At 39.3% G+C, this 25,383-nt stretch carries 22 protein-coding genes; 16 read left to right on the top strand and 6 right to left on the bottom strand.

Going from position 1 to position 25,383, the window contains the following annotated elements; all coding sequences use genetic code 11:
- Positions 1-4: 4 nt before the first annotated feature.
- Positions 5-628 carry a pyridoxamine 5'-phosphate oxidase family protein gene (locus H1R81_RS17250; RefSeq protein WP_181841998.1) on the top strand — a complete coding sequence of 208 codons (624 nt, stop codon included), beginning with the start codon at positions 5-7 and terminating at the stop codon, positions 626-628.
- Positions 621-1,502, top strand: coding sequence for an AraC family transcriptional regulator (locus tag H1R81_RS17245; RefSeq protein ID WP_181841997.1), 882 nt, complete (start codon positions 621-623; stop codon positions 1,500-1,502). Before H1R81_RS17250 ends, H1R81_RS17245 begins: the two co-directional genes overlap by 8 nt.
- 74 nt (positions 1,503-1,576) lie before the next feature.
- Here the strand turns inward: H1R81_RS17245 and H1R81_RS17240 are convergent, their stop codons facing one another.
- Together H1R81_RS17240 and H1R81_RS17235 are read right to left on the bottom strand one after the other, a co-directional pair.
- Positions 1,577-2,647 (bottom strand): M42 family metallopeptidase, encoded by a 1,071-nt coding sequence (locus H1R81_RS17240; RefSeq protein ID WP_181841996.1) that lies wholly within the window; start codon positions 2,645-2,647, stop codon positions 1,577-1,579.
- 162 nt (positions 2,648-2,809) lie between these two features.
- Positions 2,810-5,581: an outer membrane beta-barrel protein gene (locus tag H1R81_RS17235; protein ID WP_181841995.1), complete on the bottom strand. Its 2,772-nt coding sequence runs from the start codon at positions 5,579-5,581 to the stop codon at positions 2,810-2,812.
- Positions 5,582-5,810: 229 nt separating this feature from the next.
- Here H1R81_RS17235 and H1R81_RS17230 point away from each other — a divergent pair, with 229 nt between their 5' ends.
- A complete protein-coding gene (locus tag H1R81_RS17230) occupies positions 5,811-6,002 on the top strand; it encodes a cold-shock protein (RefSeq protein WP_116982241.1) in 192 nt (63 codons plus the stop codon).
- A gap of 170 nt (positions 6,003-6,172) precedes the next feature.
- Here H1R81_RS17230 and H1R81_RS17225 read toward each other — a convergent pair whose 3' ends face one another.
- Positions 6,173-7,933, bottom strand: coding sequence for an ABC transporter ATP-binding protein (locus H1R81_RS17225; protein WP_181841994.1), 1,761 nt, complete (start codon positions 7,931-7,933; stop codon positions 6,173-6,175).
- A 256-nt stretch (positions 7,934-8,189) separates the two neighbouring features.
- Here H1R81_RS17225 and H1R81_RS17220 point away from each other — a divergent pair, with 256 nt between their 5' ends.
- From H1R81_RS17220 to H1R81_RS17195, 6 genes are all read left to right on the top strand, one after another.
- On the top strand, positions 8,190-8,696 hold the full coding sequence (locus tag H1R81_RS17220) for a YdeI/OmpD-associated family protein (protein ID WP_181841993.1): 507 nt from the start codon (positions 8,190-8,192) through the stop codon (positions 8,694-8,696).
- Positions 8,697-8,747: 51 nt separating this feature from the next.
- Positions 8,748-9,338 carry a TetR/AcrR family transcriptional regulator gene (locus tag H1R81_RS17215; RefSeq protein ID WP_181841992.1) on the top strand — a complete coding sequence of 197 codons (591 nt, stop codon included), beginning with the start codon at positions 8,748-8,750 and terminating at the stop codon, positions 9,336-9,338.
- Between the two features lie 55 nt (positions 9,339-9,393).
- Complete coding sequence (locus H1R81_RS17210) at positions 9,394-9,609, top strand: hypothetical protein (RefSeq protein ID WP_181841991.1); 216 nt, start codon at positions 9,394-9,396, stop codon at positions 9,607-9,609.
- 7 nt (positions 9,610-9,616) lie between these two features.
- On the top strand, positions 9,617-10,864 hold the full coding sequence (locus H1R81_RS17205) for an MFS transporter (RefSeq protein ID WP_181841990.1): 1,248 nt from the start codon (positions 9,617-9,619) through the stop codon (positions 10,862-10,864).
- A gap of 314 nt (positions 10,865-11,178) precedes the next feature.
- Positions 11,179-11,775, top strand: a complete 597-nt coding sequence (locus tag H1R81_RS17200; protein WP_181841989.1) for a DUF4126 domain-containing protein — start codon at positions 11,179-11,181, stop codon at positions 11,773-11,775.
- A gap of 77 nt (positions 11,776-11,852) precedes the next feature.
- Positions 11,853-13,193 (top strand): MFS transporter, encoded by a 1,341-nt coding sequence (locus tag H1R81_RS17195; protein WP_181841988.1) that lies wholly within the window; start codon positions 11,853-11,855, stop codon positions 13,191-13,193.
- 148 nt (positions 13,194-13,341) lie between these two features.
- Here the strand turns inward: H1R81_RS17195 and H1R81_RS17190 are convergent, their stop codons facing one another.
- The 3 genes from H1R81_RS17190 to H1R81_RS17180 all read right to left on the bottom strand — a co-directional run bounded on the left by H1R81_RS17190 (position 13,342) and on the right by H1R81_RS17180 (position 16,885).
- A complete protein-coding gene (locus H1R81_RS17190; RefSeq protein ID WP_181841987.1) occupies positions 13,342-14,319 on the bottom strand; it encodes a glycosyltransferase family 2 protein in 978 nt (325 codons plus the stop codon).
- A 114-nt stretch (positions 14,320-14,433) separates the two neighbouring features.
- Positions 14,434-15,036, bottom strand: coding sequence for a T9SS type A sorting domain-containing protein (locus H1R81_RS17185; protein WP_181841986.1), 603 nt, complete (start codon positions 15,034-15,036; stop codon positions 14,434-14,436).
- A 205-nt stretch (positions 15,037-15,241) separates the two neighbouring features.
- Positions 15,242-16,885, bottom strand: a complete 1,644-nt coding sequence (locus H1R81_RS17180) for an OstA-like protein (protein ID WP_181841985.1) — start codon at positions 16,883-16,885, stop codon at positions 15,242-15,244.
- Positions 16,886-16,940: 55 nt separating this feature from the next.
- Here H1R81_RS17180 and tilS point away from each other — a divergent pair, with 55 nt between their 5' ends.
- The 7 genes from tilS (at position 16,941) to H1R81_RS17145 (ending at position 25,350) form a co-directional block, all read left to right on the top strand.
- Positions 16,941-18,275, top strand: coding sequence for a tRNA lysidine(34) synthetase TilS (gene tilS / locus H1R81_RS17175; RefSeq protein ID WP_220275247.1), 1,335 nt, complete (start codon positions 16,941-16,943; stop codon positions 18,273-18,275).
- A 280-nt stretch (positions 18,276-18,555) separates the two neighbouring features.
- Entirely contained in the window at positions 18,556-20,874 is a 2,319-nt protein-coding gene (locus H1R81_RS17170) for a carboxypeptidase regulatory-like domain-containing protein (RefSeq protein ID WP_181841983.1), read from the top strand.
- A gap of 246 nt (positions 20,875-21,120) precedes the next feature.
- Positions 21,121-21,666: an RNA polymerase sigma factor gene (locus H1R81_RS17165; protein ID WP_181841982.1), complete on the top strand. Its 546-nt coding sequence runs from the start codon at positions 21,121-21,123 to the stop codon at positions 21,664-21,666.
- Complete coding sequence (locus H1R81_RS17160; protein ID WP_181841981.1) at positions 21,656-22,228, top strand: hypothetical protein; 573 nt, start codon at positions 21,656-21,658, stop codon at positions 22,226-22,228. Before H1R81_RS17165 ends, H1R81_RS17160 begins: the two co-directional genes overlap by 11 nt.
- 22 nt (positions 22,229-22,250) lie before the next feature.
- Positions 22,251-23,399 carry a hypothetical protein gene (locus H1R81_RS17155; protein ID WP_181841980.1) on the top strand — a complete coding sequence of 383 codons (1,149 nt, stop codon included), beginning with the start codon at positions 22,251-22,253 and terminating at the stop codon, positions 23,397-23,399.
- 83 nt (positions 23,400-23,482) lie between these two features.
- Positions 23,483-24,469, top strand: a complete 987-nt coding sequence (locus tag H1R81_RS17150; protein ID WP_181841979.1) for a hypothetical protein — start codon at positions 23,483-23,485, stop codon at positions 24,467-24,469.
- A 32-nt stretch (positions 24,470-24,501) separates the two neighbouring features.
- Positions 24,502-25,350, top strand: coding sequence for an alpha/beta hydrolase (locus H1R81_RS17145; protein ID WP_181841978.1), 849 nt, complete (start codon positions 24,502-24,504; stop codon positions 25,348-25,350).
- Positions 25,351-25,383: the final 33 nt, after the last annotated feature.

The raw sequence follows: 25,383 nt of genomic DNA, 5'->3' as shown, positions 1-25,383 counted from the left end.
AATTATGAGTTACTACGGGAAAATCGCTTTTGGCGAAGCCGCCAAAGCCTTACAGGAGGAAGCAGGGAGCAGAGCTGCTTATGCAAGGCAGGAACGTGAGAATAAAAAAGAGGGTATAAACACCTATGAGGCGTCTTTTATAGCGCAGAGAGATAGTTTCTATATGGCCAGTATCACCGAAAGCGGTTTTCCTTATATTCAGCACAGAGGCGGGCCGAAGGGCTTTCTGAAAGTATTAGATGAGAAGCGTTTAGGGTTTATTGATTTCGGAGGGAATAAACAATATGTGTCGGTTGGGAATTTTGAGACTAATCAGAATGTTTCACTATTTTTGATGGATTATGCACACAAAATCAGATTGAAGATTTTTGCCAGGGCAGAAGTGGTAGAATTGGATGGGAACGAAGAACTCTATGAAAGCCTTGACCTGAAAGACTATAAGTTCAGAGCAGAACGGATGATTGTTTTTCATGTGGTGTCTTTCGATTGGAATTGTCCGCAACATATTACACCCAGATACACAGCCGGAGAAGTAGAGGCAGTAATAAAGCCACAACTTGAATACATTGCTCAGTTAGAAGCAGAAATTGAACAACTCAAAGCACAGATAAATATAAATAATGCTTAATCAGGACACTTTTACATTGGTTGACCCTATCAACGGAAATCTTGCTTTTAAACTCTTTTCTTTTACCGGAAACAGCTATTTCGACCATATTGAACGGCATAACTATTTTTCGGTTATCTGGGTAAAAGAAGGAAATGGTACAGCAAAGGTAGATTTTTCGGAATATGAATTTGAGAAAGATACTGTTTTTTGCTTTACACCTTATCAGCCTTTTATGATAACACAAAAAGAAGAAATAGAAGGGATAGTTCTGAATTTCCATCCTGATTTCTTCTGTATTTTCAGGCACCAGCAAGAAGTTGCCTGCAATGGCGTTTTGTTTAATAATATTTATAATCCGCCATTTGTAAAAGTGGATGAAACGGCCAGACAAACTTTTGAATTGATTCTGACACAAATGAAGGCAGAGTTGCAGACGGTTGCTCTGGCGCAATATGAGCAGTTGGTGTCTTATCTGAAGATTTTTCTGATAACGGCTTCAAGGCTGAAAGTAGCTCAACAACCAAAAGCCCAACAAGATTTTGCCGATAAAAAAGAACCCTTTATTTTACAGAATCTGAAAGACTATATTGAACAGCATTTTAAAACAAAGCATTCGGCAAGTGACTATGCCGATATGCTGAGTATTACCCCAAAAGCCCTTGCGAAAATCACAAAGACACATTTTAATAAAACGATAACCGATTTGATTTCTGAAAGAATTGTGATTGAGGCAAAGCGGGAACTGTATTTGACTAATAAGTCTGTGAAAGAAATTGCACACGATTTGGGCTATGACGATGAATACTATTTCAGCCGTTTTTTTAAGAATAATGCGGATGTATCGCCACAAATGTATCGTGAAACTGTGGGCTTTGCGAGAGGCGCGGCGTAGCATCTATTAATCTTTATAAAAACAACAAAGCCGCCATTTAGGTAAATAGCGGCTTTGTTGTTTAATTTTAATTCTTACTTGATATAGCTGAAATCCTGTCCGGCTTCTAATTTGAGCAGAATTTCGTAATATAAATCAATACAAGCCTGAATGTCTTCTTTGTGGCACATTTCTACTGTTGTATGCATGTATTTCTGCGGTAATGAGATTAACGCTGAAGCCACACCCTCTGCCGAGTAGGCAAATGCATCTGTATCTGTACCGGTTGAGCGGCTCGCAGCGGCTCTCTGGAAAGGAATAGATTTTTCTGCTGCTACATCAATCATAAAGTTCAACAGATTGTTTTGCACCGCCGGGCCATAAGTCAATACCGGGCCTCTGCCACAAGCGATATCTCCATCCAGTTTTTTATTATACATCGGCGATTGTGTATCGTGAGTAACATCACAACAGATAGCTACATCGGGTTTCAGTCTTCTCGAAATCATTTCAGCTCCACGCAACCCGATTTCTTCCTGCACCGAATTGACAATATAAAGCGTATATGGCAACTGTATATTATTTTCTTTCAGTTTACGGGCTACTTCTGCAATAATATATCCACCCATACGGTTGTCTAAAGCACGCCCTACATAGAATTTATTGTTCAGTTCCATCAGGCTGTCTTCAAAGGTAATCACACAACCTACATGGATACCCATTTCTTCTACTTCTGCTTTTTTGGCTGCACCCACATCAATAAAGATATTTTTTAGGGTTGGTCTCTCTTCGGTAGCAGATTCACGTACATGAATGGCAGGCCAGCCAAAAATTCCTTTTACGATACCTTTGCGCGTGTGGATATTCACTCTTTTAGAGGGGGCAATCTGATGGTCGGAACCACCATTGCGACGCACATAGATGTAACCGTCTTCTGTAATATAGTTCACAAACCACGAAATCTCGTCGGAGTGCCCTTCAATTACTACTTTATAAGGTTGACCTGGATTAATAACCCCAACAGCTGTACCATAAACATCAACCAGTTGTGTGTCAATATATGGCTTTATGTAATCGAGCCATATTTGTTGTCCTGATGCTTCAAAACCAGTAGGAGAAGCATTGTTTAAATACTTGTAAAGAAATTCAATATTTGGTTCTACCATAATTCTCTTACCCTTTGGTGAAAAATTTGTGCAAAGGTAGGGAAATTAGTCGATGATTTCTTCTGAACATTGATTTAACTGACTGAATTGTATGGGTCATTTTTGTGGATAACCATATGAAATAGTAACAATCGGTTTTATCAATACCTTTATTTAACCTGATTATCTTGTAATAATTCTAACGCCGCCTCTCTGTGCCGGATTAATGCCTTTGAGTGCATAAGTGAAACTTAACAGAAAATATCTACCCAAAGTGGTAATGCGTTCGTCTTGCACAAAGTTTAGTTGTGCTGTGCGAGTGATGCCTGTATTACGGTTCAACAGGTCATTTACAGATAGTTTTAACTCCCCTCGTCTGTTTTTCAGAAAGAATGTTGAAACAGACATTGCCCATAATGGTATCTTCTGGTTGTAACCTCCGGAAAGGCCTGAATATACATTATAGTCGAAATCAGTAGCAAAGACCAGATTCCTGGTGATGGTCCAGTTTAAATCAGTAGAGAATACATTATTGAAATATTCCTGGTTCATCTGTTTGTTTACCGAGTAGTGCGTCTGATTATAGATGATACGTCCCTCAACTGAGGCATCAAAGTTTTCTTTCTGATAACTCAATCTCAGGCTTGTAGAGGCTTGCAGGCCCCTGGTGCGGTTTTCCTGCTTGTTTACAAAATTAATCCCCCTGTTTGCCGATAAACGTTCACCTAAATCGACTCTCAGTTTAATTGGTCTGATTCTGAATCCATAGTTCAGATTTCCACTTAACAGGTAATCATCTTTTACGTTGATAGGCTGAGAGGTCTGCACAAAGGTCGGGCTTATTTCCTGCGCATTGTTAATCTTGTTGGTAGTATAGATTAAATTTGCTGCTGCAAAGAAATTAGTGAAGTTTAACTGGTTAAAAGAGTTATAGTTCAAGCCAAGGCGATGAATATATTCCGGTTTCAGGTTCGGATTCCCCACATAAATATTCAGCGGGTCACGGTTATCAGTAATAGGGGCTAACTGTGTGATGTTTGGTTCCTGGAAATTGGTTTCATAATCAAATCTCAAATGCTGGCTTTGCTGAAAATCATAGTTGAAGTGCATATTGGGCAATACATTCTGGAATGTCCTTGAAATATCAGTGTCCAGCAGCAATAATTTTCCTCTCAGATTGGCATGCTGGAAACTCACGCCTGTTGAGAAATTGTATTTCTTCTGCACCAATCTGAAATTCGCTCCGAGGCGATTATAGAGAAAACTACTCTCAAACTTATTACTCAGCTGGTTGTTATAAACCGGCACGCCGTCTTTAATATCATTTACCAAAGCATCAGACAAATAATCGTTTTTCTGCAAGGCATAGTTTATTTCCAGATACTTGCGTTTGCCCAATGGTTCGGTATAAGAGGCATTCAAGCCATAGTTTATGCGGTCAGACTTCTGGGTGCTTTTCTGCCTGATGTTGTCGGTTCGGGTCAGATTCCCGTCTGTATAATAGTTATTCAGTGCAGCTAAATCTCCATTGCTATCGGTATTATTGATCTGAAAACTAAGGTTGGTTGAAAGAGTTCTGCCTTTTTTATGGAATCGATGACGGAACAGTAGGTTACTATTGACACTTAGCCCTTCGCTACTACCGCCATAATTACGATTCCCCTCATTTTCTAATATATTGCGGCTGTTCAACGACTGGCTATTACTGAGTGTATTGGCTTTAGTATGGTTATAATTGATATAAGATGACCATTTCAGCGAGTTCATCGAATCAATCTTCTGGTCGAGGGTGAAATTGAGCCTGTGGTTATCATTCAGGGTATTCTGTGAGGTTTTCTGCAGGGCAGTATAGTTATCGCCGTTTGGCAGGAAATTCAGGCGGTTTACACTTTTGTCAATTACCTGATTGATATTATTAAACATATAACTACCGTTTATCTCGGTCTTTTTGCTGATAGGATTATTAAAGTTAAGTCCTCCTGCCCAGTTCCTGACAAAACCGTTCTGGCGATTACCAAAATTTAATGGCAGACCTCCGTCATTATCAGAGCTGAATTGCAGACGAACCTGTCCGCCGCCCATCATGCGCATCAGACCACCCGAAAAATTCATATAATCATCAATCGAAAAACCCTGTTGATTCACGTTATTACCCATGGCCAACACCGAGAATTGCTTATCTTTATTGAATCGGTTAATATTCAACCTGCCAGCATAGCGTTCATCAAGCCCTGCGCCTGCGGTAATATTTCCAAAAGCTCCTTTCTTGCGGTCTTCTTTCAGTTTGAGGTTGATATTCTTTTCACGTTGTCCGTCGTCAATGCCTGTAAAGTCGGCCTGGTCAGAGCGTTTGTCGTAGACCTGCACTTTATCAATAGCATCGGCGGGCAGGTTTTTGGTTGCCATTTTGGGGTCTCTGCCAAAGAACTCTTTGCCGTCAACCGTAATGCGCCTTACGGTTTCTCCCTGCGCTTTCACGGTTCCGTCTTTATCTACTTCTACGCCTGGTAATTTCTTTAGCAGGTCTTCTACTACGCCATTGGGTTTTACTCTGAACGACCCTGCATTAAACTCTACTGTATCTCCTTTGATGCTCACGGGAGCTTTTTCGCCTTTTACAATTACCTCGGCCAGTTCTTTACTGATGGCTTGTAGCTTGATTGTGCCTAAATCTATTCCGGTAGCACCGTCGGGTACAATCAGTTTATAAAAAGGCTGATGCCCTACATAAGTAATCTTGAACAGATAGTTGGTCGGATTAAGGTTTTTCAATTCAAAAGTGCCTTTATCATTGGTGCGTCCGAAGTTTACTAATGATGAATCTTTAGGGTTTAATAACAGTACGGTTGCATATTGTAAGGGAGTTGCCGCGGAGTCAGTAACAATTCCTTTGATGGTGATTTTTTGTGCAAAAGCAGGTAGTGAAAACAAAAGAAGAATGAAAAGCTTTCTCATAAGTGGTTTGATTTTTTGTCGGAACAAAAGTAGAAACCACATTCCTCAACATAGGTTAAGAGAGATTGAAATAATGTTAATTAAGGTTAATAGTTCAATTTTGAGTAGAAATATTGTACAAAAAATAGGTAGAATTATCTATTTTTAAGAATAATTTAGTTATACGTTAGGTTTTGTCAATTAATAATCGCACCTTTGTACTTTAAGTACAAAATACAAATTTTTTCAAATGTCTACAGGAATTGTTAAGTTTTTCAACGAAACCAAAGGTTATGGTTTTGTTAAAGTTAATGGAACAAACCAAGAGGTTTTCGTCCATGTTTCAGAATTAAAGGATCAAATCCGTCAGGATGACGAAGTTACTTTCGAAATCCAGGAAGGAAAAAGAGGTCTGAACGCCGTGAACGTGAAATTGGCATAATTATATCGATATATATAATTATCAAAAAAAGCTCTCAAATCGATTGGGAGCTTTTTTGATTTTTGTGCCATTTATAAGAGTTTGGTAATGCCTGGCTGTTTAAATCTTCTGGAATTGCCACAATAAAATTATCTGCTAACTCACAATTTATCATATAATCACTCAACTCCCTACACCAACGCTTCCTTATACTGCATCCGGTACAAATTGGCATAGAAGCCGTCTTTTTCCAATAGTTCTTCATGGTTGCCTTCTTCCATAATCTGGCCTTTGTCTAAGACAATAATCTTGTGGGCTTTCTGAATGGTGCTCAGGCGGTGGGCAATCACAATGGCTGTGCGGCCTTTCATTAATAGGCTGATGGCATTCTGAATGAGTTCTTCTGTTTCGGTATCGACAGATGAGGTGGCTTCATCGAGGATAATAATCTTGGGGTCTTGCACCATAGCCCGCACAAACGAAATCAACTGGCGCTGGCCAACCGAAAGAGTTGCGCCGCGCTCTTGTACATTATAGTCATAACCATTCGGTAGCTGCATAATAAAATCATGTACACCAACCAATTTGGCTGCCTCAATGATATTTTCTCTTGAAATAGAGGTATCTCCTAAAGTAATATTGTTTTCGATAGTATCCGAAAACAGGAATACATCTTGCAGCACAACGCCAATCTGCTCACGCAGGTGTTTTAAATCATATTGTTTTATATCTATACCATCTATGTCAATTTCGCCCTTATTTATCTCGTAAAACCTTGATAAGAGATTAATGATAGATGATTTTCCGGCTCCGGTTGCTCCTACAAAAGCGACGGTTTCGCCCTGATTGACTTTGAATGAAATATCTTTCAGCACATAGTTTTCCTGATTATAAGCAAACCATACCTCTTTAAATTCCACTTCACCTTTCAGGTGGGTGGTGTATCTGCCATCATTGGCGGTGTATTCGTCGCTATCTAATAGTTTAATGATACGGTCGGTGCTCACAATCCCCATTTGCAGGGTATTCATTCTATCTGCCAGCATTCTGATTGGGCGAAAGAAGATATTGATAAACATGATAAAGGCCGTAACCGTACCATAACTCACCTCACTATTCAACATCTGTTTTGCACCAAACCATACCACCAGGCCCGTACCTAAAGCGGCAATGACCTCTGCCACCGGATAGTAAACTGAATAATACATGATAGACTTAATGTTGGCATCCCGATGCTCCTTATTAATATCAACAAATCTTTTGTACTCAATTTTTTCAGAGTTAAAAATCTGTACAAGGCTCATACCTGTAATGTGCTCCTGTACAAAGGAGTTCAGGTTAGCTACCGCATTACGAACAATATTAAAAGATTTCTTAACCTTTTCTTTGAAAATATAGGTACTGATGAGCATAAGGGGTACAGTACTCAGGCTTATCAAAGAGAGTTTCCAGTCAGTAATAAACATGACCGTAATAATCAGTACCAATTGCAGAATATCTCCGGCAATAGCGGCAATTCCCTCGCTGAATACATCGGCTAAAGTTTCAATATCCGAAATCGTCCGGGTCACCAATCGGCCGATAGGGGTATCGTCAAAGAATTTCAGGCGTAAATGAATAATTTTCTGATACAGTTGGATACGGATATCACGAATGATATTCTGCCCCAGCCAACCAGCCAGAAAAGTATTCACAAACTGGATAAGCGACTGTAATACCAGTACACCAACCATGATTAACATCATTCGGGCCAGTCCTGAATAGTCTCCTGACGAAACCGGGCCATCAATGGTCTGCTTAATGAGTAACGGAATAGCAGGTGCCAGGGTTGCTCCGATTAAAATGACAAATACAAGTGTATAAAAACGAAACTGATATGGGCGTATAAACTGAAACAACCTTTTCAGTACTGCCCAATCGAAAATTTTACCGGAAGGATTTTGTTCGCTCATTCAATTTGGTTTTGCTATAGACGTATTGCACTACGTTACCAAGGATCTATGAATATAAGACAAATCTTCTATCGTTTTAGCCTTCACTAATAACATTTATCAGATTAGACATACTAATGGAGAGGTATTGCAATACGTCTCTATGGATAGAATGATTTTTTTAAATTAAACTAAATTAATTCCCCTATTATTGTTAAAATATTCTCCGCCAATCTCCTAATTTTAAACTCATAAAGATAAATAATCGTTCAGAACAATGATTACTTTTAAGACTATCATACACAGATTTGAAAAACAAGGCGAAAAAACCGGCTGGACGTATATTGTTGTTCCTGCCAATATCGCCAACCAGATTAAACCTGATACCCGGACGTCTTATAGGGTAAGGGGTAAACTTGATTCGCATCTGATTGAACAGGTAGCTTTATTACCGATGGGCGAGGGGGATTTTATCATTCCGGTTAATGCCGGAATGCGGAAAGGTATTAAAAAGAATGAAGGGGCAATGATTGAGGTATCGTTAGAACTGGATACCAATGAATTCAGATTATCAGAAGACTTGCTCGTATGCCTTGAAGATGAACCTAAGGCTTTAGAGAAATTTAATTCGTTGTCGCTTGGCCATCAGAGATATTTCTCCAACTGGATTGAAAATGCCAAAACTATTGAAACCAGGACCAAGCGGATACATCAGGCGGTTTGGGGTCTGGCTCATGATATGGACTATGGAATGATGATCAGACACTTCAAAAATAAAATTTAATCATTTTTTAACAATAAATGAACGAACATTCATTTATATTTGTGTCTGCTTATGAGATACAGAGACGAACATAAAGAACTGCTTGTAAAAGAAAAGGCCATTGAGATGATTGTAAGAGAGGGTCTTGATGGTTTTAGTATGCAGAAATTAGCCAGAGAAGCAAGGGTTTCGCCTGCCACTCTTTACATTTATTACAAAGATAAAGAAGATTTAATAGTTCAGTTGGGGTTAGAAGAGGCTACACGATTAACAACAACGCTTCTGAAAGACTTTGACCCTGCTATGAGTTTTGAGGAAGGTATGAGGGTGCAATGGCGCAACAGGGCAGACTACTGGTTAGAAAACCCGGTAAAAGCGGCACTTCTGGAGCAATTAAAACATTCGCCATTGCGGACACGTGTTTTTGATACATTAGATAAAGGATTTATAGATTCATTAGGGAGGTTTGTACACAATGCCATAGCCAATAAAGAGATTCTACCTATGACTCGTGAGGTTTTCTGGTCGGTAGCTTATGCTCCTTTATATAATCTGATCCGGTTTCATACGGAAGGAATTAGCCTGGCAGGAGAGCCCTTCAGATTTTCAGAGGAAATTATGTGGGAGACATTTGCTGTGGTGATGAAAGCTCTGAAAATATAGACAACTACCTACACATTGTTTTACGAACCTGATTTTTACGAAAAAGCTATTGTTTATGGAGTTATTTATTCTGAAAACCAACGTGCGTAGCCTTACCATGAAGGAAGAGCTTGCCTTACAGCTCGATGGGATTCCGCAAATCATCACATGGTCGGTCGATTATCAGGATTGCGATGGGGTGCTTCGTGCCTCTGTGGCAGGAATCTGTATTGATGAACTCATAGGGGTGGTGAAGAAATCGGGGTTTGAATGTGAAGAATTAAACGATTAAATATAGAATGGAAAAAACATCTTTTACAGGGTATCAGAAGTTAGTGATTGCGCTGCTTGCTGTTACTCAATTTACAGTGGTTTTAGACTTTATGGTGATGTCGCCTTTGGGAGATATTCTGATGAAATCATTGGATATTACTCCCAAACAATTTGGCGTTGCTGTATCGAGCTATGCTTTCAGTGCGGGTATTTCGGGCTTACTGGCGGCAGGCTTTGCTGATAAATATGACCGCAAAAAACTTTTATTGTTTTTTTATGTCGGGTTTATTATGGGTACGCTATTTTGTGGGTTAGCACCGACCTATGAGCTTCTGGTAGCTGCACGCGTCATTACAGGATTATTTGGTGGCGTAATCGGTTCAATTGGTATGGCAATTGTTACTGATATTTTCCCGATTCAACAAAGAGGGCGGGTAATGGGTACCTTACAAATGGGTTTTGCTGCCAGCCAGGTATTAGGTATTCCGATAGGGTTGTATCTGGCCAATATCTGGGGTTGGCATGCACCTTTTATTATGATTGTAGGGCTGAGCATTATCATTGCTCTGGCGGTTATGCAAGGACTAAAACCTGTCACTAAACATTTAGAATTAAAAACCGAAAGAAATGTTTTTGAGCATTTCCGCCATGTATTAGCCACCAGAAACTATCAGGTAGCCTTTGCCGGAACGGCCTTATTGTCGGTAGGGGGATTTCTGATGATGCCTTTTGGGAGTGCTTTTGCTATCAACAATCTCAAGATTACGCAAGAGCAATTGCCGATGGTATTTATGGTTACGGGTCTTTCATCGATAGTTATCATGCCAATAGTAGGTCGGTTGAGCGATAAGTTTGATAAATTTAAGGTATTTGCCTTCGGTTCAATATGGGCAGTAATCATGACGGCCGTTTATACTAATATGACACCTATGCCCATCTGGATTATATTGATCCTGAACGTATTGCTGTTTGCAGGTATCATGTCAAGAATGATTCCAGCAACTTCTTTGATGACTGCCATACCAGAAATGCAGGATAGAGGAGGTTTTATGAGTATTAATTCATCCTTACAACAAATTGCAGGAGGTATTGCTTCTATTGTGGCAGGGCTTATTATTGTGCAAAAAGACCGTTATAGTCCGTTAGAGCATTATCCGACATTGGGTGTTATTTCAATTGTGATTATCCTTTTGTGTATATGGCTGGTGTATCGGGTAAATGTGATTGTGAAGCATAAATTAGGGCCAAAAAAGCAGGTATCTGAGACGGCGTAGTAAATGACTTTCTCATTACAGTGTAGAATCGAATGATTTGGACCCAAGTTTTGGCTAAAGCCAATTAGGACATTTGTTTTGTTTACCCCCATTTAAAAATGGGGGCTATTGATTTTTAATTGCCCCCAGCTTTAGCTGGAGGATTACTATGACTTAATCTTACTTGGCTTAAGCCAAAATCTTCTATGTGTCGACGCAATGGTATCTCTTGATCCTTTAGCCATTATAGTGAAGGTCTGACGAATTTATTCAATGGATTAATCCAATGTGCATTTTTTTTTGCATAAATTGAACAATCATTATCCGTTCAATTTATGCAAGAATTACTTATCAGCCTTTGTGTGGGTATTGCTTTAAGTGCCTGTTCGGGCTTTCGTATTTTTGTGCCGATGCTGATAGGTAATTTAGCTACACGATTCGGGGTACTTGATTTTTCTCAAGGCTTTGAGTGGCTGGGTAGTCCGGCTGCAACTTATATCTTAGGTGCGGCTACCATAGCCGAAATCCTTGCCTATTATATTCCTGTGGTTGATAATTTGTTGGATACTATTGCGATGCCGGCTTCGGTTGTGGCGGGTACTATCCTGACAACCTCTTTTCTTAAAATTGATTCTCCTGAATTGAAATGGACGCTTGGTATAGTAGCCGGGGGCGGCATGGCCGGAACCATTCAGGCTGGTACCGGATTATTGCGATTAGCCTCTACCAAGTTTACGGGTGGGTTTGGCAATTCTATAGTAGCTACTATCGAAAACTTTATTTCCATTATTTTCTCTGCATTGACACTCTGGATTCCGGTTTTTATTGCCATTCTGTGCGTATTGTTATTTGTGTTTTTACTCAGGAAAATCGTTAAGCGTTTTCAGAGAAAGAAAAGTAAAATTACTTATGAGAATAATACCAATTTTTAAATAAAAAATACTAACTTACTGCTCGATCAAAGACCCCTATACCTAAGCAAGCCCGATTGTTGTCGGGTGATAACTCTATGAAAGAACAGTCCTCGCTTCGTTATGCCTGGTATGTATTAGGCATACTCTTACTGGCTTATATCTCCTCATTTATTGACCGACAAATTTTAGCACTCCTTGTGAAACCTATCAAAGCATCATTTGGTATTTCTGATACCCAGATGGGCTTGTTGATGGGGTTGAGTTTTGCACTGTTTTATACCCTTTTAGGGATACCTATCGGTCTTATGGCTGATAGAATGAACCGCAAGAAAATTATTGGCTGGGGCATTGCTATCTGGAGTTTAATGACAGTTCTATGTGGTTTGGCCGGAAGTTTCTGGGCATTGTTTTTTGCACGTGTAGGTGTGGGGATAGGTGAAGCTGCGCTCTCTCCTGCTGCCTATTCGGTTATCTCAGACTATTTTCCGAAACGGAAACTGGCAACAGCTATGAGTATTTATAATCTGGGCGTTTATCTGGGGTCAGGGCTTTCTATTCTGATAGGAGCTGCTATCAGCTCAATGATTGGGAAAGAGAATATTCAGATACCATTTTTTGGAGAAATTTTCTCATGGCAGGTAATTTTCTTTTATATCGGCTTACCGGGTATCTTAATTGTATTGCTGCTTCAAACCATCAAAGAGCCTAAGCGCAAAGAACTGGATAGTGATATAGAATCAACCGCAAAAGCTACTGTTGCTGAGATAATCTCTTATTTTAAAGCGAATAAAACTACTTTTTTAAGTCTGAGTTTTGGCATTTCGTTTATGTCGCTGGCTTCTTATGCAGGTATCTATTGGGTGCCTACCTACCTGAATCGTGTGCATGGCTGGGAAGCACAAAAAGCCGGGGTGGTTTTTGGCTTAATCATTACAGTTTTTGCTACTTTAGGTGTGCTTTCAGGGGGTAGATATGCCGACTATCTTTCTAAAAAAGGGGTAGTAAATGCCAAGATGAAAGCAGGTTTTATCGGAATGGCAATAGCGGTATTCTGCACTATTGGTCTGGTAATGTCTGACCCGAATATCGGATTGATTTTTATTTCATTATTCTGCTTTTTTGCGGCTTTCCCTTATGGTTCGGCAACGGCCGCAATTCAGGAGGTGGCTCCTAATAATATGCGGGCTATTTTTTCGGCTTTTTTCCTGTTTGTGGTAAATATCATCGGTCTTGGCTTAGGGCCTTTATCGGTAGGGTTGTTAAATGATATTGTTTTTCATGACCCGCTTAAAATTCAGTATTCGATCTTTATTACGCAATTTACAGGCTGTTTGGTTTCGGCTGCATTGTTGTTTGTGGGGTTGAAACCATTTGTGAGGAGTGTGGATTATCTGAAGAAACACCTAACAGCCGCCCCTAAAGGGAGATTTTCATAAGGGGTTAATATTATTGTGGTAAAAGTTATTATTTTAATGAAATTGCCAAAATGTACACAATGTAGCACCATTATATATTGTAATAGAAATCATTAAAATTGTGTAACATAGTGCAATTAGTGTACATTGTGGCAAAATGGTATTGTAGTTAAACACTTTTAAATTTCTCCTGCATAAAGCCTATGCCATAGGCGAATAGCTGAATGAAACAGGCGATGATGCTTAGAAAACCTACTTTCAGGCTTTTGTTCCTGATGGTGGAATCTATGAATATCAGGAGTATATACAGGGCTGTAATAATAAGTGAGAGCATAAGAGTGCCATGAAAAAAAGGGCTGACAAAACTCAGCAGATATTGCACAGGAACTGAAAGGCAAGCTAATGTAAACAGCATCGGGAAGAAGTGCACCAGTTTCAGTTCAGACGGGAGCATTCTGGAAAGATTGATACGCCCACGACCAAAGAAATGTAATTGTTTATAAAACTGCCGGAAGTCTGTGCGTCTTTTGTGGTAGATGAAGGCTTCCTCTATCAAACCAACTTTAAAACCCTTATCAATAATACGAATACTAAATTCAATGTCTTCTGCCATGCGGGTCATGGTATAGCCTTTGGTTACTTCCCATACTTTTCTGGAGATACCGAAATTGAAACTACGTGGGTGAAACTGTCCTCCGGCATTGTTTTTCTTTCCTCTGATACCGCCTGTTGTGAATACTGATGTCATAGCATAATTAATGGCTTTCTGAGTATCAGTAAAACTCTCATGGGCGGCATCGGGGCCACCGTAGGCGTCTAACCAATGGGTAGATAGCTCATGATCGACAATTGCAAAATATCTTTCGGGAATAATAGCATCAGAGTCTAATTGGACAAAATAATCGCCTGATGCTCTTTCGAAACCATAATTACGGGAAAACCCCTGCCCTGAGTTGGGCTTGTAGAAATATTTGAGATCCAGATGATTTTCGAAACTTCTGCAAACGTCTTCACAACTGCGTGTAGAGCCATCTTCTACAATAATTACCTCAAAGTTTTTGTAAGTCTGCTTTGTGAGACTTTCCAGTAACTCTCTTACTTCATCAGGACGGTTATAGACAGGTGTGATAACTGAATATTTTAACATAAGGTAATATCAGGGAAGTGATTCTTTCTGCAAAAAAGCCATATTCTGTTCGTTTTTCCAAAAAAAAGGGGAAGCGAGCCGTCGCTTCCCTGATAGTATATCTTTCTCAAATGCTTAGTTATGTCTTACTAATAATTTTTTGGTTACTACTTTTTTGCCGTCTATAACTAACTGATACAAATACACACCGGAGTCCCAGTTGGTTGTCTGAACTTTAAGCTTACGGTCACTTTTATCTAATTCAAAACTGCCTACTTCATTACCTAAGAGGTTATAAAAAGACATACTTGCGTCGTTTATGTTACCTGTAATAGAATAGTCAATTGTGGCGAAATCGTTGGCAGGATTAGGATAAATATTTGAAACGGTAATTTTATCGTTTGAAAATAGTTTATCAGGTTCGCTACTGTTACCTACATTTCTATCTGTGCTGGCAGTAAGTGTTTCTGTGTTAGTTGTTTTTACAACCGCTGGTTTTGAAGAACCATTCAGAAGTGCGTTTCTAAAGTATTGATTTACCACAGTGGGCTTGTCTAACTTTACTTCTTTGGGCATTGGTTTACCCACATAGCTCAATTTCTGAGCCGGGGCTTTGGTTGCTGGTTTTTTACCAATATCAAGGCGTGACTTGCCTTTCTCGACTTGCGCCAAGGCCACGTTTGATAGTAGAGCCATTCCAATCAACACCAATATATATTTTCGTAAATTTTTCACCATATTTTAACTCAAAACTTTTATAAGATTCGTTATGTGATTTGTAGGGATTGTACAAATATATATTACAAGCAATAAAAACCAAATTAATTTTTTATATAAGGACGCTAATTATGATTAAATGGTTGCAATAAGTTATAAATTTTATCGTTAGAACTAATTTTTAATCCACTTTTAATACTGTATAACACTAAAAAAGTGTGCCAGTCTATTGTTTTACAGCAAATTTCACACCAAGAACATCTTCTTTTGTAGGTTTTTCTTTTTCGCGCCAGCTAAAGCCATCTAAACGGTTTGCACTGTTAGTCAGTTCTTTAGGTGGAACAAGCCTGGAATCGGGCTTGCCAATAAAAGCTATACGCTTTACCTGGTTTTCTTTGAACCGGATATTCATTCTGCTACATTCGACATGATTTACGCCAATTAGTTTATTGCGGTCGTCTAAAGCATAATAAATACTTTCGCCGTTACCTTCTACAATCACCTGCTCAAGGCGGGTTTCTTCATTAAACAGTGCTTCGATTTTCCGCCCTTTTACCTGATTATAGTTTGATGAAGTATCTTTGGCTATTACAAATCCCTGATTGATGAGGTACATCCGGTTTACCTTACCGTTTTTCATATATACGTGAATTGTATCGGCTTCAGATTGGTTTTTAGGATTCCATAATACAGGTTTTGTATAAAAATGTATTACAGAGTCTTTCAGGTCATAGAGCAACGAATCACTTTTGCTCTGCAAATCTATTCTGTAAATCTGTACATTGCCTTGAGCGATCAGTTTTTCCATCTTTTTCTCACGTTTTACCGTATCTTTTTTGCTTCTGGTGATAGTACTATCGTCCATCATTTCATAGGCATACAGGGTATCTGCCCGCATATAAAGTGTATCTTTTTCGGAGCCATTTCTCATAATGGCATTGCCCATTATTTTGGTAAAACCTGTTTGCCCGTTACGGATAGCCCGGTTTCCGGTCAGAATTACCTTGTCTTTCTTTGAAATCAGCTCTACATTCCCCTTTGCTACGCCTGATTCGGTCTTCTGGTCGAAGGTCAGCGTATCTCCAGTCAGTGTATAGTTTTCATTGATTATTCTGGATCGACCCTTAAAGTTCGATAGCTGGGTTTCGGTATTATAGGTACTGCCGCTATTGGCTATTATATCTCCATCTTTACTTTTAATAAGTGTCGGAGCCTTAAACAAAGCCATTTTTGTTCGGGCATTGTATTGTAAACTATCAGTTGTGATGGTATATTTAGGATTGATAATCTCGACGTTTTCTTTATAATTAAAAATCTTTGAACGTGTGTTATAGTATCCTTTCTCACTTTTCAGGGTGCTCGAATCCTGCACAATTACTCCACGAACCGGATAGTAAGCTCTGTTGCGTGCCATATCATATTCTATTACCCGTGTGGTAAGCGTTACCTTTGAATCAGTTAAGGTTACTTTTTTCCCTAATACACGGGCAAATCTTGTGTTGCCATCATAATAGAGAGTGTCGCCTGTTACGGTCAGTGTATCTCCTTGTTCAATCCGGATATTGCCAAATGCTTCAATGGTATTGCTTAGTTCGTACTGGGTTGCTGTATTACAGTAGAGTACTGCCCCTTTATGCTGAAAAGCCACATTACCAATGAACTGCCTCGATGCTGCCTGTTGCTGATTATTTCCAACGATGCTATCGGCATGTAAGAGGTTAATCCGGGTTTTGGGAGTGGTGGGTACGGGAGGATTGAGTGGTTTCTGTGCATAAGATATAAACGAGCATAGCAAGCCTGTCAGCACCATTAACAAAAGTCTACTGGAGCTGGGTGAGCTTACTATTTTTATATTTTTCAGGTCAATCATCAACATCTTGTGAGCAATATTCTAATTTTGTTTGCAAAAGTACGTAATTGCGTTTATGCTTCAGCCTTTCTTAACATATATTAACGAACAATGTCTGTTTACGCCCAACGATAAAATCGTATTGGCAGTGAGCGGAGGCAAAGACTCTGTTGTATTATTTGACCTGTTCAGGGAGGCGAAGTTTAATTTTACAGTGGTTCATTGTAATTTTCAGTTAAGAGGTGAGGATTCAGACAACGATGCCGTGTTTGTACAGCGGCTATGTGAGCGCCACGGGATACCGTTCCGTGCTGCTACCTTCAGAACGAAAGACTACGCCAGAACTCATAAACTCTCTATCGAAATGGCTGCCCGACAGCTACGCTATGAATGGTTTGAGCAGGTCAGGCAAGAGTTAAACTACCAATATATTGCTACGGCTCATCACCTGAACGACAGCATTGAAACTATTCTACTGAACCTCACCAAAGGCACGGGGATTTCAGGGTTAAGAGGGATTCTGGCTAAGAAGGGCCATTTGGTCAGACCTCTGCTTTTTGCTTCAAGAACCGACATTGAAAATTATGTGGCAGAGAAGCAATTGCATTGGCGGGAAGATAGCAGTAATGCATCAAATGATTATCAGCGGAATTTACTGCGCAATGAGGTAGTGCCTTTACTCAAAAAAATTAATCCTAATTTAGAGCATACTTTTGCCCGAAATATTGAACGCCTACAAGCCATTGAAAACGGTTTTAAGGGGAATCTGAGTGAGTTTAAAAAAGCTATTTGTAGAGAAGAAAACGGCGTATTATTTCTGAATATTGACGCCATAAAACAATGGCAATCGGCAACATATTTTTTGGAGGAAACTCTTAAGGAATTTGGGTTTAACTATTTTCAGTCTAAAGAAATTCATCAATCGCTGAATAAAACCTCCGGTAAAACTTTTCATTCTGCTTCCCATACGCTCATCAAAGACCGTGAACACCTGATTATTACGCCTAAAGAAGAAAAGACTTATGAAGAGGTATTGATTGAAGAAGGTATCCAGAATATTGAATATCATGACCTTTTTCTGCAAATAAATCAAAGTTCGATTGAAGACTGGCAAGCCTATCTGACTACCGAAAGAAACCCCAATATTCTGTGGGTAGATGCTGACAGACTCAAATATCCCCTAAGTATCCGTCCCTGGCATGAGGGCGACTGGTTTATTCCTTTGGGTATGAAAGGCAAAAAGAAAATCAGTAATTTTTTAGTTGATACAAAAGTACCTTTGCATCTGAAGAAAAGTATCTTTTTGCTGTGTTCTGGTGGTGATATTGTCTGGATTATCGGGCAGCGGACTGATGATCGGTTTAAGGTTGGCGAGCAGACGAAGGAGGTGTTGAGGGTGCAGGTTTTATAGCTAACACTTCTCGTGTCAGTGAATAAAACGGCCTACCCTTGCCGTCTATCACAACAAAAGTATTCCAGCCACCGCATCGGTGGTCTGACCAATTCATTGGGCGAAACACAGGGCTGTAATTTTGCCTGAATAATTTTTTAATCGCTTCCAACTAATTATTTGCTCCATCCTCAACAAACAATCTCCTACCTCTAACTTCCTTTTGGCACGGCTTTTGACAAGGTTAAAATTGTAACCCAAAAAGTTATAAAATTTAACCCGTTTAATAAAAGTCAAGTCCATGATAAAAATCAGAATTGGGCTGTTGGCATTTGCTTTCCTAATAGTCCAACATACTTTTGCTCAAAGTAATAAACTAAAAATTGCGAACCGCAGCTTCGATAACATCAGTTATATCGAGGCTATTCGTAATTATGAAGATTATCTGAGAGCAGCCAAAAGAGGAACCCCCGAAGTAAAAGAAGCCTTAACCAAATTAGCGTATAGCTATCGAAAAGTACAGGATTCACGCAATGCTGAACTTACCTATGCCGAACTATTAGAAGCGTACGGCAACGATGTAGAAAGCGAAATCTACCTGTATTATGCCCAGGCACTTGCCAATAATGGTAAATACAAAGAGTCTCAGAAAATGTATAGTAAATATGGGCAGGAACAAACCGCCGATATGCGCGGGCGCAAGTTTACGGTGGCTTATATGGACAATAGTCGTTTTTTTGAGGATTCTTCTACTTACAAAATAGATTACCTCTACGCACTCAACTCACGTCAATCTGATTTCAGCCCGATGTTTTACAAAAATGCTTTGGTTTTTGTATCGGCCCGTGAAGAGGGCGGTATTATCAAACGGGTGTTTATGCAAAACCAGACCCCTTTTCTTGACCTATTTGTTTTTCCTGATACGACACAGTTGAGAAAAGACAACATAGCTATGAAAAAAGCCGGAGTGGGAGCAATTTCTACTTCAAACAATGTATTAGGAACACTTGACAAAGCAGAAGATGATGAGAAAGAAGAAAAGCCGCTGACCAAAGTTGAGCAATTCAGCAAGACACTCAATTCAAAATATCATGAAGGGCCGGCTACGTTTTTTAAAGATTATAAGAAAATCATTTTTACGAGTAATAACCGCAGTAAAGGCAAAAACCGCGTTGGCTCAGATGGTATTACCAAACTGAAATTGTATATGGCCTCAGAGACCAACAGAGGTTGGGGTAATATTGTTGATTTACCTTTTAATAGTAACGAATATTCATGTGGGCATCCGGCATTATCGCCTGATGATACCAAGCTCTATTTTGTATCTGATATGCCCGGTGGATTTGGCGGAACAGATATTTATGTAAGTGAATACCGTGACGGGCAATGGAGCTCGCCTGTGAATTTAGGTAGAGAAATCAATACTGAAGGCAATGAGATGTTTCCGTTTATTGATGAAAATGGGGATATGTATTTTGCCTCTGACGGACACGAAGGTTTAGGCGGCTTAGATATTTTTTATGTTGAACTGAGAGAGGGGATTGCAATGAGTGAGGTAAAAAACTTAGGTGCACCCATCAACTCATCAAAAGATGATTTCGGGCTTATTACTGATGCAGGACGGAGTCGGGGCTATTTCAGTTCGAACCGGAAACGAGGCTATAACGATGATAACCTGTACTCGTTTGCGCATGGCTGCCGCCAGTTGAATGTACTGGTTTATGATAATGATACCAAAAAGCCGATTGAAAGCGTTGACGTACGCTTATTGAAAGATGGATTAAATAAAGAGTTACTGGTTACTGGCCCTGACGGGAAAGTATCGATTTGCCTCGAAGCAGGAACAGATTTTGAGTTTAAAGCCAAGAAAGAAGGGTATGAACCCAACAGTATAACCTATGGCACGTTTGCTACTTCGCTGAAAAACAGAACATCTATTACAATGTATCTGCAAAAGGCTAAAACTCCGCCTCCGATTATTAAGGGAACTATTGTGGCCGAAGTAACCAGGATACCTATTGAAGGAGCTACGGTTACTTTAGAAAACGAAAAAGACGGCTCAATAGAGTCTGTAGTAACGGGTGTTGATGGGAAATACGAGTTCCAGCCTAAAAAAGAGGGAGATTACAGCGTAACTGCTATTAAAGATAAATATGCGGTAAATACCGAAAACCTGGGTAAAGTAAAGCCTACCAGAAAAGGCCCCAAAACTGTAGAACAGAATTTAGGGCTGGTCAGTGAAGGTGATATTTTCAGGTTAGAGAATATTTATTATAACTATGGGCAGTTCTTTATCCGGCCGGATGCCGCCAAAGAATTAGAAGCGAAGCTGGTGCCGTTATTAAAAAAATATCCTGAAATGCGTATTGAAATCAGGTCACATACGGATAGCCGTTCGAGCGACACTTTTAATATGAAACTCTCTGAAAACCGGGCGAGAGCCGTAGTAGATTACCTTGTTACACGTGGCATAGAAATTGCAAGAATTGAAGCAAAAGGGTATGGGGAGAGCGAATTGCTGAATAATTGTGAGAATGGAGTAAACTGTTCAGAGGCACAGCATCAGGCTAACCGCAGGACAGAGTTTAAAATCTTATCGGTAGCAGTCAGCAGCCGATAATCAGAAATGAAAATGAAAGAGTAGTTTTTTTCATAGTTTAGGGTTAGGGTTTATGAATCAGAAAGCATTGTCTGTCTCAGGCAATGCTTTTTTATTTGGTATGTATGACTATTACTCACATTTGGTGAATTTATTCGCGGTCATTCGCATCATTAGAATATTACTTACAAAAAAATCCTGCCCTTCAGACAACTTCCCATCAAATTTCTGCATATATACTATTGAAAGCGATAATCATTGTTACGAATGCAAGAACTTCAACTCATTCAGGAGCTACAGAAACAGAATCCGTTTGTACAGAAACGTGTCTACGACCGTTTTGTGAAACGAATGTTCAGGCTGTGTCTACGCTATGTAAAATTTGAAGCCGATGCACAGGAGTTATTGATGAATGGGTTTCTGAAATTTTTTAATTCGGTTGCTAAAATTGAATACCGGGGTGAAAATACACTGGAGCCTTATCTGAAAAAACTGATGGTAAATGAATGCCTGATGTTTATCAGGCAAAGAAAAATGGACTGGGTGCTGATGGAAGAAATAACAGACCAGGAGCCAATCAGTGATTTTTCGGCCTATGAAACATTTGATGAAGAAGTGATTTATCAACTGGTTTTAAAGTTGCCTGATGGTTACAGAACTGTGTTTAATTTGTATGCCATTGAGGGCTTCAGTCATAAAGAAATAGCGGCTCAATTGCGTATCAGCGAAAATACCTCGAAGACCCAGTTGTTTAAAGCCCGATTGATTTTACAAGCAGAACTGACGAAATTAGGATATAATTATGGAACATAAATCAGATGATTTCTTCCGCAGAAAGATAGAAAATATAGAAGATTCTCTGCCCGAAAATTCAACTTTTGATGAGCAATTATTCTGGGGTGCATTACAAAAGAATCTTGATAAATCTCATCGGAAAAGCTGGTGGCAATGGGTGGCTGCTGCTGCTTGCATAGTTGGATTGATATTGTGGGGGATTTCGACCTTTAGAGCAAAACCAGTAATTCCTGTTACGATTAACAGAAAGGAGATTACACCCGATAAGAAAGAAGTGAATCCTGTGCCTGTAGTAATAGCTGAAAAACCAAAAATGAAAATGTATAAGTCTAAGAGAAAGGTGGAGGTTCAGCCAACAAAGGAACTGAAAATTGAGGTTGAGCAATTGGCTGTCAAGGTTAATATTATTCCGATGCAAGTCCCTGTTATAAAACAGGATTCTATTCAGTTTAAGTCTGTTATGGCCGAAACGAAACCGCAATTCAGGACTATTCATGTCAACCAAATTTCAAATACCGAAAAATCACCAGTGCCACAACCTAAATTTAAAATCAGATTCGCTGCAAGGAATCAGCATTAGCAGCATTTAAAACCATACTATTATGTTAAGAACCATCATTATTTTATCAATGCTCCTAACGGGCATTGCCGGGGGAACTATATGCCAGACCAGAGCCAAATACGATACCATGAATGTATTGGAGGGTATTCGTCCACCGATTCTGTTGAGTAATTTCGGCAAAAGGGCCGATGTATTTAATCGCGAGGAAGTACTAAAAAACACAAATAAAATAACTATTGATTTCGGAAGTAAAAACCAGCTGTTAATAGATTTTTATGGCAGTGATTTCGATTTGAAAATTAATGCCGACTCCCTGCTCAGAGATTTCTGGGCAGATTACTCTTTAGTAAAAGACAGTTTCAGAAAAGATGCCAATAAAAAAATTACTTATTTTGGTAAAAACCGGTACGTAAGTGGTAGCCCTCTCATTGACATTGTTTATTATTCACAGAAAGAAGTACTTCGGATAGCGCAAGACCGGGAGGTGCAATCGGTACAATTGTTACAGGATACCCTTGTATTGGTTAATTATCAGGATATGCCTACTTCAGAATTAGTAAAATCGCATAATCGTGTATTCAGAACTTATCCGCATCAGCAGTTTACGTTTGTCCTGAATAGTCTTGAAGATATTCAGGATATTTTAGAAGTAAACATTAACCGGACCATTATTGAGGCGGTTGAAAGAGCAAGAAACGAGCGGAAAAGTGCGGCGGCCTGGAAAATGGTGAAGGTAGAAAATGATGTGATGAATCAGAAAATTAAGTCTTCGGTGGTTGGTGGACCGCTCTTAGACTACCTGATGATAAACGCCGATATTGGTATGGGTACTTATCAGGACAAGCTTATGCCCTCTACCAGTCTTACGGTTAGTTTAATGTCTGATAATTACCTGAAAAAAGGTTTTGCCTTTGGTGTACAGGCGTATTTTCCGCATGAGCGCAAAATTGATAATACTTTTAAATTCAGTACTAAATATATGCCCTATATCGGAATGACATTTATTAAGAAAAAAGGAATAAAGAGCACTGAAGTAGAGCTAAAGGCAGGTGTATTTGCGGGGTATGCCGAAAAATCGCTCAAGCTTTTTGCCTGGTATCAGGTTACTCCCTGGCTTAAACTTCAGCCCGAAATTAATCTTTTCAGCAAGCAATCGCCCGTTGGTTTGCGTGTTGCAGTAGGTTTTTAATTTGCCTTATTTAATCAAATTAAACAAACTATTAAAAACGCATATAAACTGTATTGATGACATCGGCTGAAACAATACCAATCATGAACAGGATAAGACTTATTGTTACTATAATAATTAACTTTTGTGTTGGATTCGGGTTAGCAGCCCAGAAGCAGCCAGACTACCTGAAGTATCATCAGGATATTATAAAGGCTGAAAAGCTTATAATCAATGGAAAATATACTGAGGCACTTGTGGCATTTGAGAAAGTCTTTGACTCTTATGAGTATATTTTTTTAAGAGATTATAAAGTGGCTGCACAACTGGCTTTTTTGATACAAGATGAAACCAAAGCATTTGACTTAATGAGGAGAGGGATTTCAGTTGGCTGGACATTAAAAAATATCAGAAAAAATGAATTTCTTAGACCCTTGCAAAAAATGAAAGGATGGGAAATGATAAAATCTGAATATGGCTCACTCAGAAGCAGATATAAAAACCGGATTAACCTGAAACTAAGAGCTGAGGTTCATGAAATGCTTAAAAGAGACCAGTGGCTTGACTTGCCGTATTATCTAAGAATCGGGCAAAAGGCAAAAGAACGTTATGCCATAAAAAAGTTTAAGCCTAATAATGAAAAGCAGATAAAAAGGCTGAATGAAATCTTAGAGGAGTACGGATACCCTGGTGAAAAACTCATCGGTAATACGCTATGGATGTCTACAATTCTTGTGCATCATAACTCTATTTCAAGTGAATATGCAAGAAGAGATACGCTATATCCGACTCTGAAACCACGGTTATTGGCAGCGATACAAAGAGGAGAAATGGCGCCTGATGATTATGCAATTATAGAAGACTGGTATGTAGTAGTGAAATCTAACCGTCAGCAAGCTGCTTATGGTTATCTGAATACCCTTACAGAACAGGAATTACCCAAGGTTAATGAATTGAGAAAAAATATCGGCTTGCGTTCAATTGAAATCAGAAATAGTCTGGTTGATATTCAGTCTCAAACAGGAATGAACTTTTATCTGGACGGTAAGCCGTGGGTAAACGGAAAAATAATTATTGTCAATAAAAGATAATTACCTGATCATAACTTTTAATAAGCAGACTTATGCAAAAATTATTTTTTATAGTATTAATTGCCATGATTGCAGCTGCCTGTGCTTCGGTAAGTACAAAAAATACTGAACCCATTCAAAGGCTTGATAAAGAAATAAAACTCTATTCAGAAGCAGTCAAAGACTCTTTTTATATCAAGGTTCAGTTGCCGGACCAGTATAATGAAAAACCAGAGAGGAAGTATCCGACGGTTTATATAGTAGATGCTAATTTCTATTTTCCGATGCTGGCAGAGGTGGTAAAACAATACACAATTGCAGGCTTATTACCACCAGTAATTCTGGTGGGTATAGGTTATAAATCTTTTACTGCTATGGATTCTTTGCGTGAACGTGACTACCTGTATCCGGCTTCTATTCCGTCTGACGAAATGAAAGCCGTAGGTGGTGGTAAAAACTTCAATAATTTCGTTGTCAGCCAGCTCATACCACATATTGATGCCGGTTTCCGTACAGATACAAGCAACCGTTCATTGATGGGACATTCGTTTGGGGGCTATTTCAGTCTATATGCTTTATTGAATCAGGCCGAAAACAACCAGACTACTTTTAGGAATATCGCCTCTGCAAGCCCTTCGTTATGGTACAATAATTTTTATCTGAGTCAATTATCTGAAAAACTTCAAAACAGAAAAACGGGAAATCCGTTGAACGTATATATGACTGTGGGAGGTTTGGAAGACCCGAAGTGGAATATTAATCCCGCAAAAAAAATGGCTGATGAGCTTTCAAGGGTAGATGGGCTGAATATGCACTACACGGTTTATAATGATTTAGAGCACATGGATGTAGCGATGATAACCTTTAGCAGAGCCTTGCATGCGTTTTATAAAACTGATTAGATAATACTTGCCTGATAAGCGTGACAATTATAT

Origin of the sequence: Emticicia sp. BO119 (genome assembly GCF_013912375.1) — a bacterium.
GTDB lineage: Bacteria > Bacteroidota > Bacteroidia > Cytophagales > Spirosomataceae > Emticicia.
The sequence above is the reverse complement of the archived record's forward strand: the minus strand, read 5'-3'. Positions and strand labels throughout refer to the sequence as shown.

Excerpts from the sequence above, each read along its gene's own strand:
- H1R81_RS17250 (WP_181841998.1), top strand. The coding sequence starts at position 5 with ATGAGTTACTACGGGAAAATCGCTTTTGGCGAAGCCGCCAAAGCCTTA.
- H1R81_RS17245 (WP_181841997.1), top strand. The coding sequence starts at position 621 with ATGCTTAATCAGGACACTTTTACATTGGTTGACCCTATCAACGGAAAT.
- H1R81_RS17240 (WP_181841996.1), bottom strand. The coding sequence starts at position 2,647 with ATGGTAGAACCAAATATTGAATTTCTTTACAAGTATTTAAACAATGCT.
- H1R81_RS17235 (WP_181841995.1), bottom strand. The coding sequence starts at position 5,581 with ATGAGAAAGCTTTTCATTCTTCTTTTGTTTTCACTACCTGCTTTTGCA.
- H1R81_RS17230 (WP_116982241.1), top strand. The coding sequence starts at position 5,811 with ATGTCTACAGGAATTGTTAAGTTTTTCAACGAAACCAAAGGTTATGGT.
- H1R81_RS17225 (WP_181841994.1), bottom strand. The coding sequence starts at position 7,933 with ATGAGCGAACAAAATCCTTCCGGTAAAATTTTCGATTGGGCAGTACTG.
- H1R81_RS17220 (WP_181841993.1), top strand. The coding sequence starts at position 8,190 with ATGATTACTTTTAAGACTATCATACACAGATTTGAAAAACAAGGCGAA.
- H1R81_RS17215 (WP_181841992.1), top strand. The coding sequence starts at position 8,748 with ATGAGATACAGAGACGAACATAAAGAACTGCTTGTAAAAGAAAAGGCC.
- H1R81_RS17210 (WP_181841991.1), top strand. The coding sequence starts at position 9,394 with ATGGAGTTATTTATTCTGAAAACCAACGTGCGTAGCCTTACCATGAAG.
- H1R81_RS17205 (WP_181841990.1), top strand. The coding sequence starts at position 9,617 with ATGGAAAAAACATCTTTTACAGGGTATCAGAAGTTAGTGATTGCGCTG.
- H1R81_RS17200 (WP_181841989.1), top strand. The coding sequence starts at position 11,179 with ATGCAAGAATTACTTATCAGCCTTTGTGTGGGTATTGCTTTAAGTGCC.
- H1R81_RS17195 (WP_181841988.1), top strand. The coding sequence starts at position 11,853 with ATGAAAGAACAGTCCTCGCTTCGTTATGCCTGGTATGTATTAGGCATA.
- H1R81_RS17190 (WP_181841987.1), bottom strand. The coding sequence starts at position 14,319 with ATGTTAAAATATTCAGTTATCACACCTGTCTATAACCGTCCTGATGAA.
- H1R81_RS17185 (WP_181841986.1), bottom strand. The coding sequence starts at position 15,036 with ATGGTGAAAAATTTACGAAAATATATATTGGTGTTGATTGGAATGGCT.
- H1R81_RS17180 (WP_181841985.1), bottom strand. The coding sequence starts at position 16,885 with ATGATTGACCTGAAAAATATAAAAATAGTAAGCTCACCCAGCTCCAGT.
- tilS (WP_220275247.1), top strand. The coding sequence starts at position 16,941 with ATGCTTCAGCCTTTCTTAACATATATTAACGAACAATGTCTGTTTACG.
- H1R81_RS17170 (WP_181841983.1), top strand. The coding sequence starts at position 18,556 with ATGATAAAAATCAGAATTGGGCTGTTGGCATTTGCTTTCCTAATAGTC.
- H1R81_RS17165 (WP_181841982.1), top strand. The coding sequence starts at position 21,121 with ATGCAAGAACTTCAACTCATTCAGGAGCTACAGAAACAGAATCCGTTT.
- H1R81_RS17160 (WP_181841981.1), top strand. The coding sequence starts at position 21,656 with ATGGAACATAAATCAGATGATTTCTTCCGCAGAAAGATAGAAAATATA.
- H1R81_RS17155 (WP_181841980.1), top strand. The coding sequence starts at position 22,251 with ATGTTAAGAACCATCATTATTTTATCAATGCTCCTAACGGGCATTGCC.
- H1R81_RS17150 (WP_181841979.1), top strand. The coding sequence starts at position 23,483 with ATGAACAGGATAAGACTTATTGTTACTATAATAATTAACTTTTGTGTT.
- H1R81_RS17145 (WP_181841978.1), top strand. The coding sequence starts at position 24,502 with ATGCAAAAATTATTTTTTATAGTATTAATTGCCATGATTGCAGCTGCC.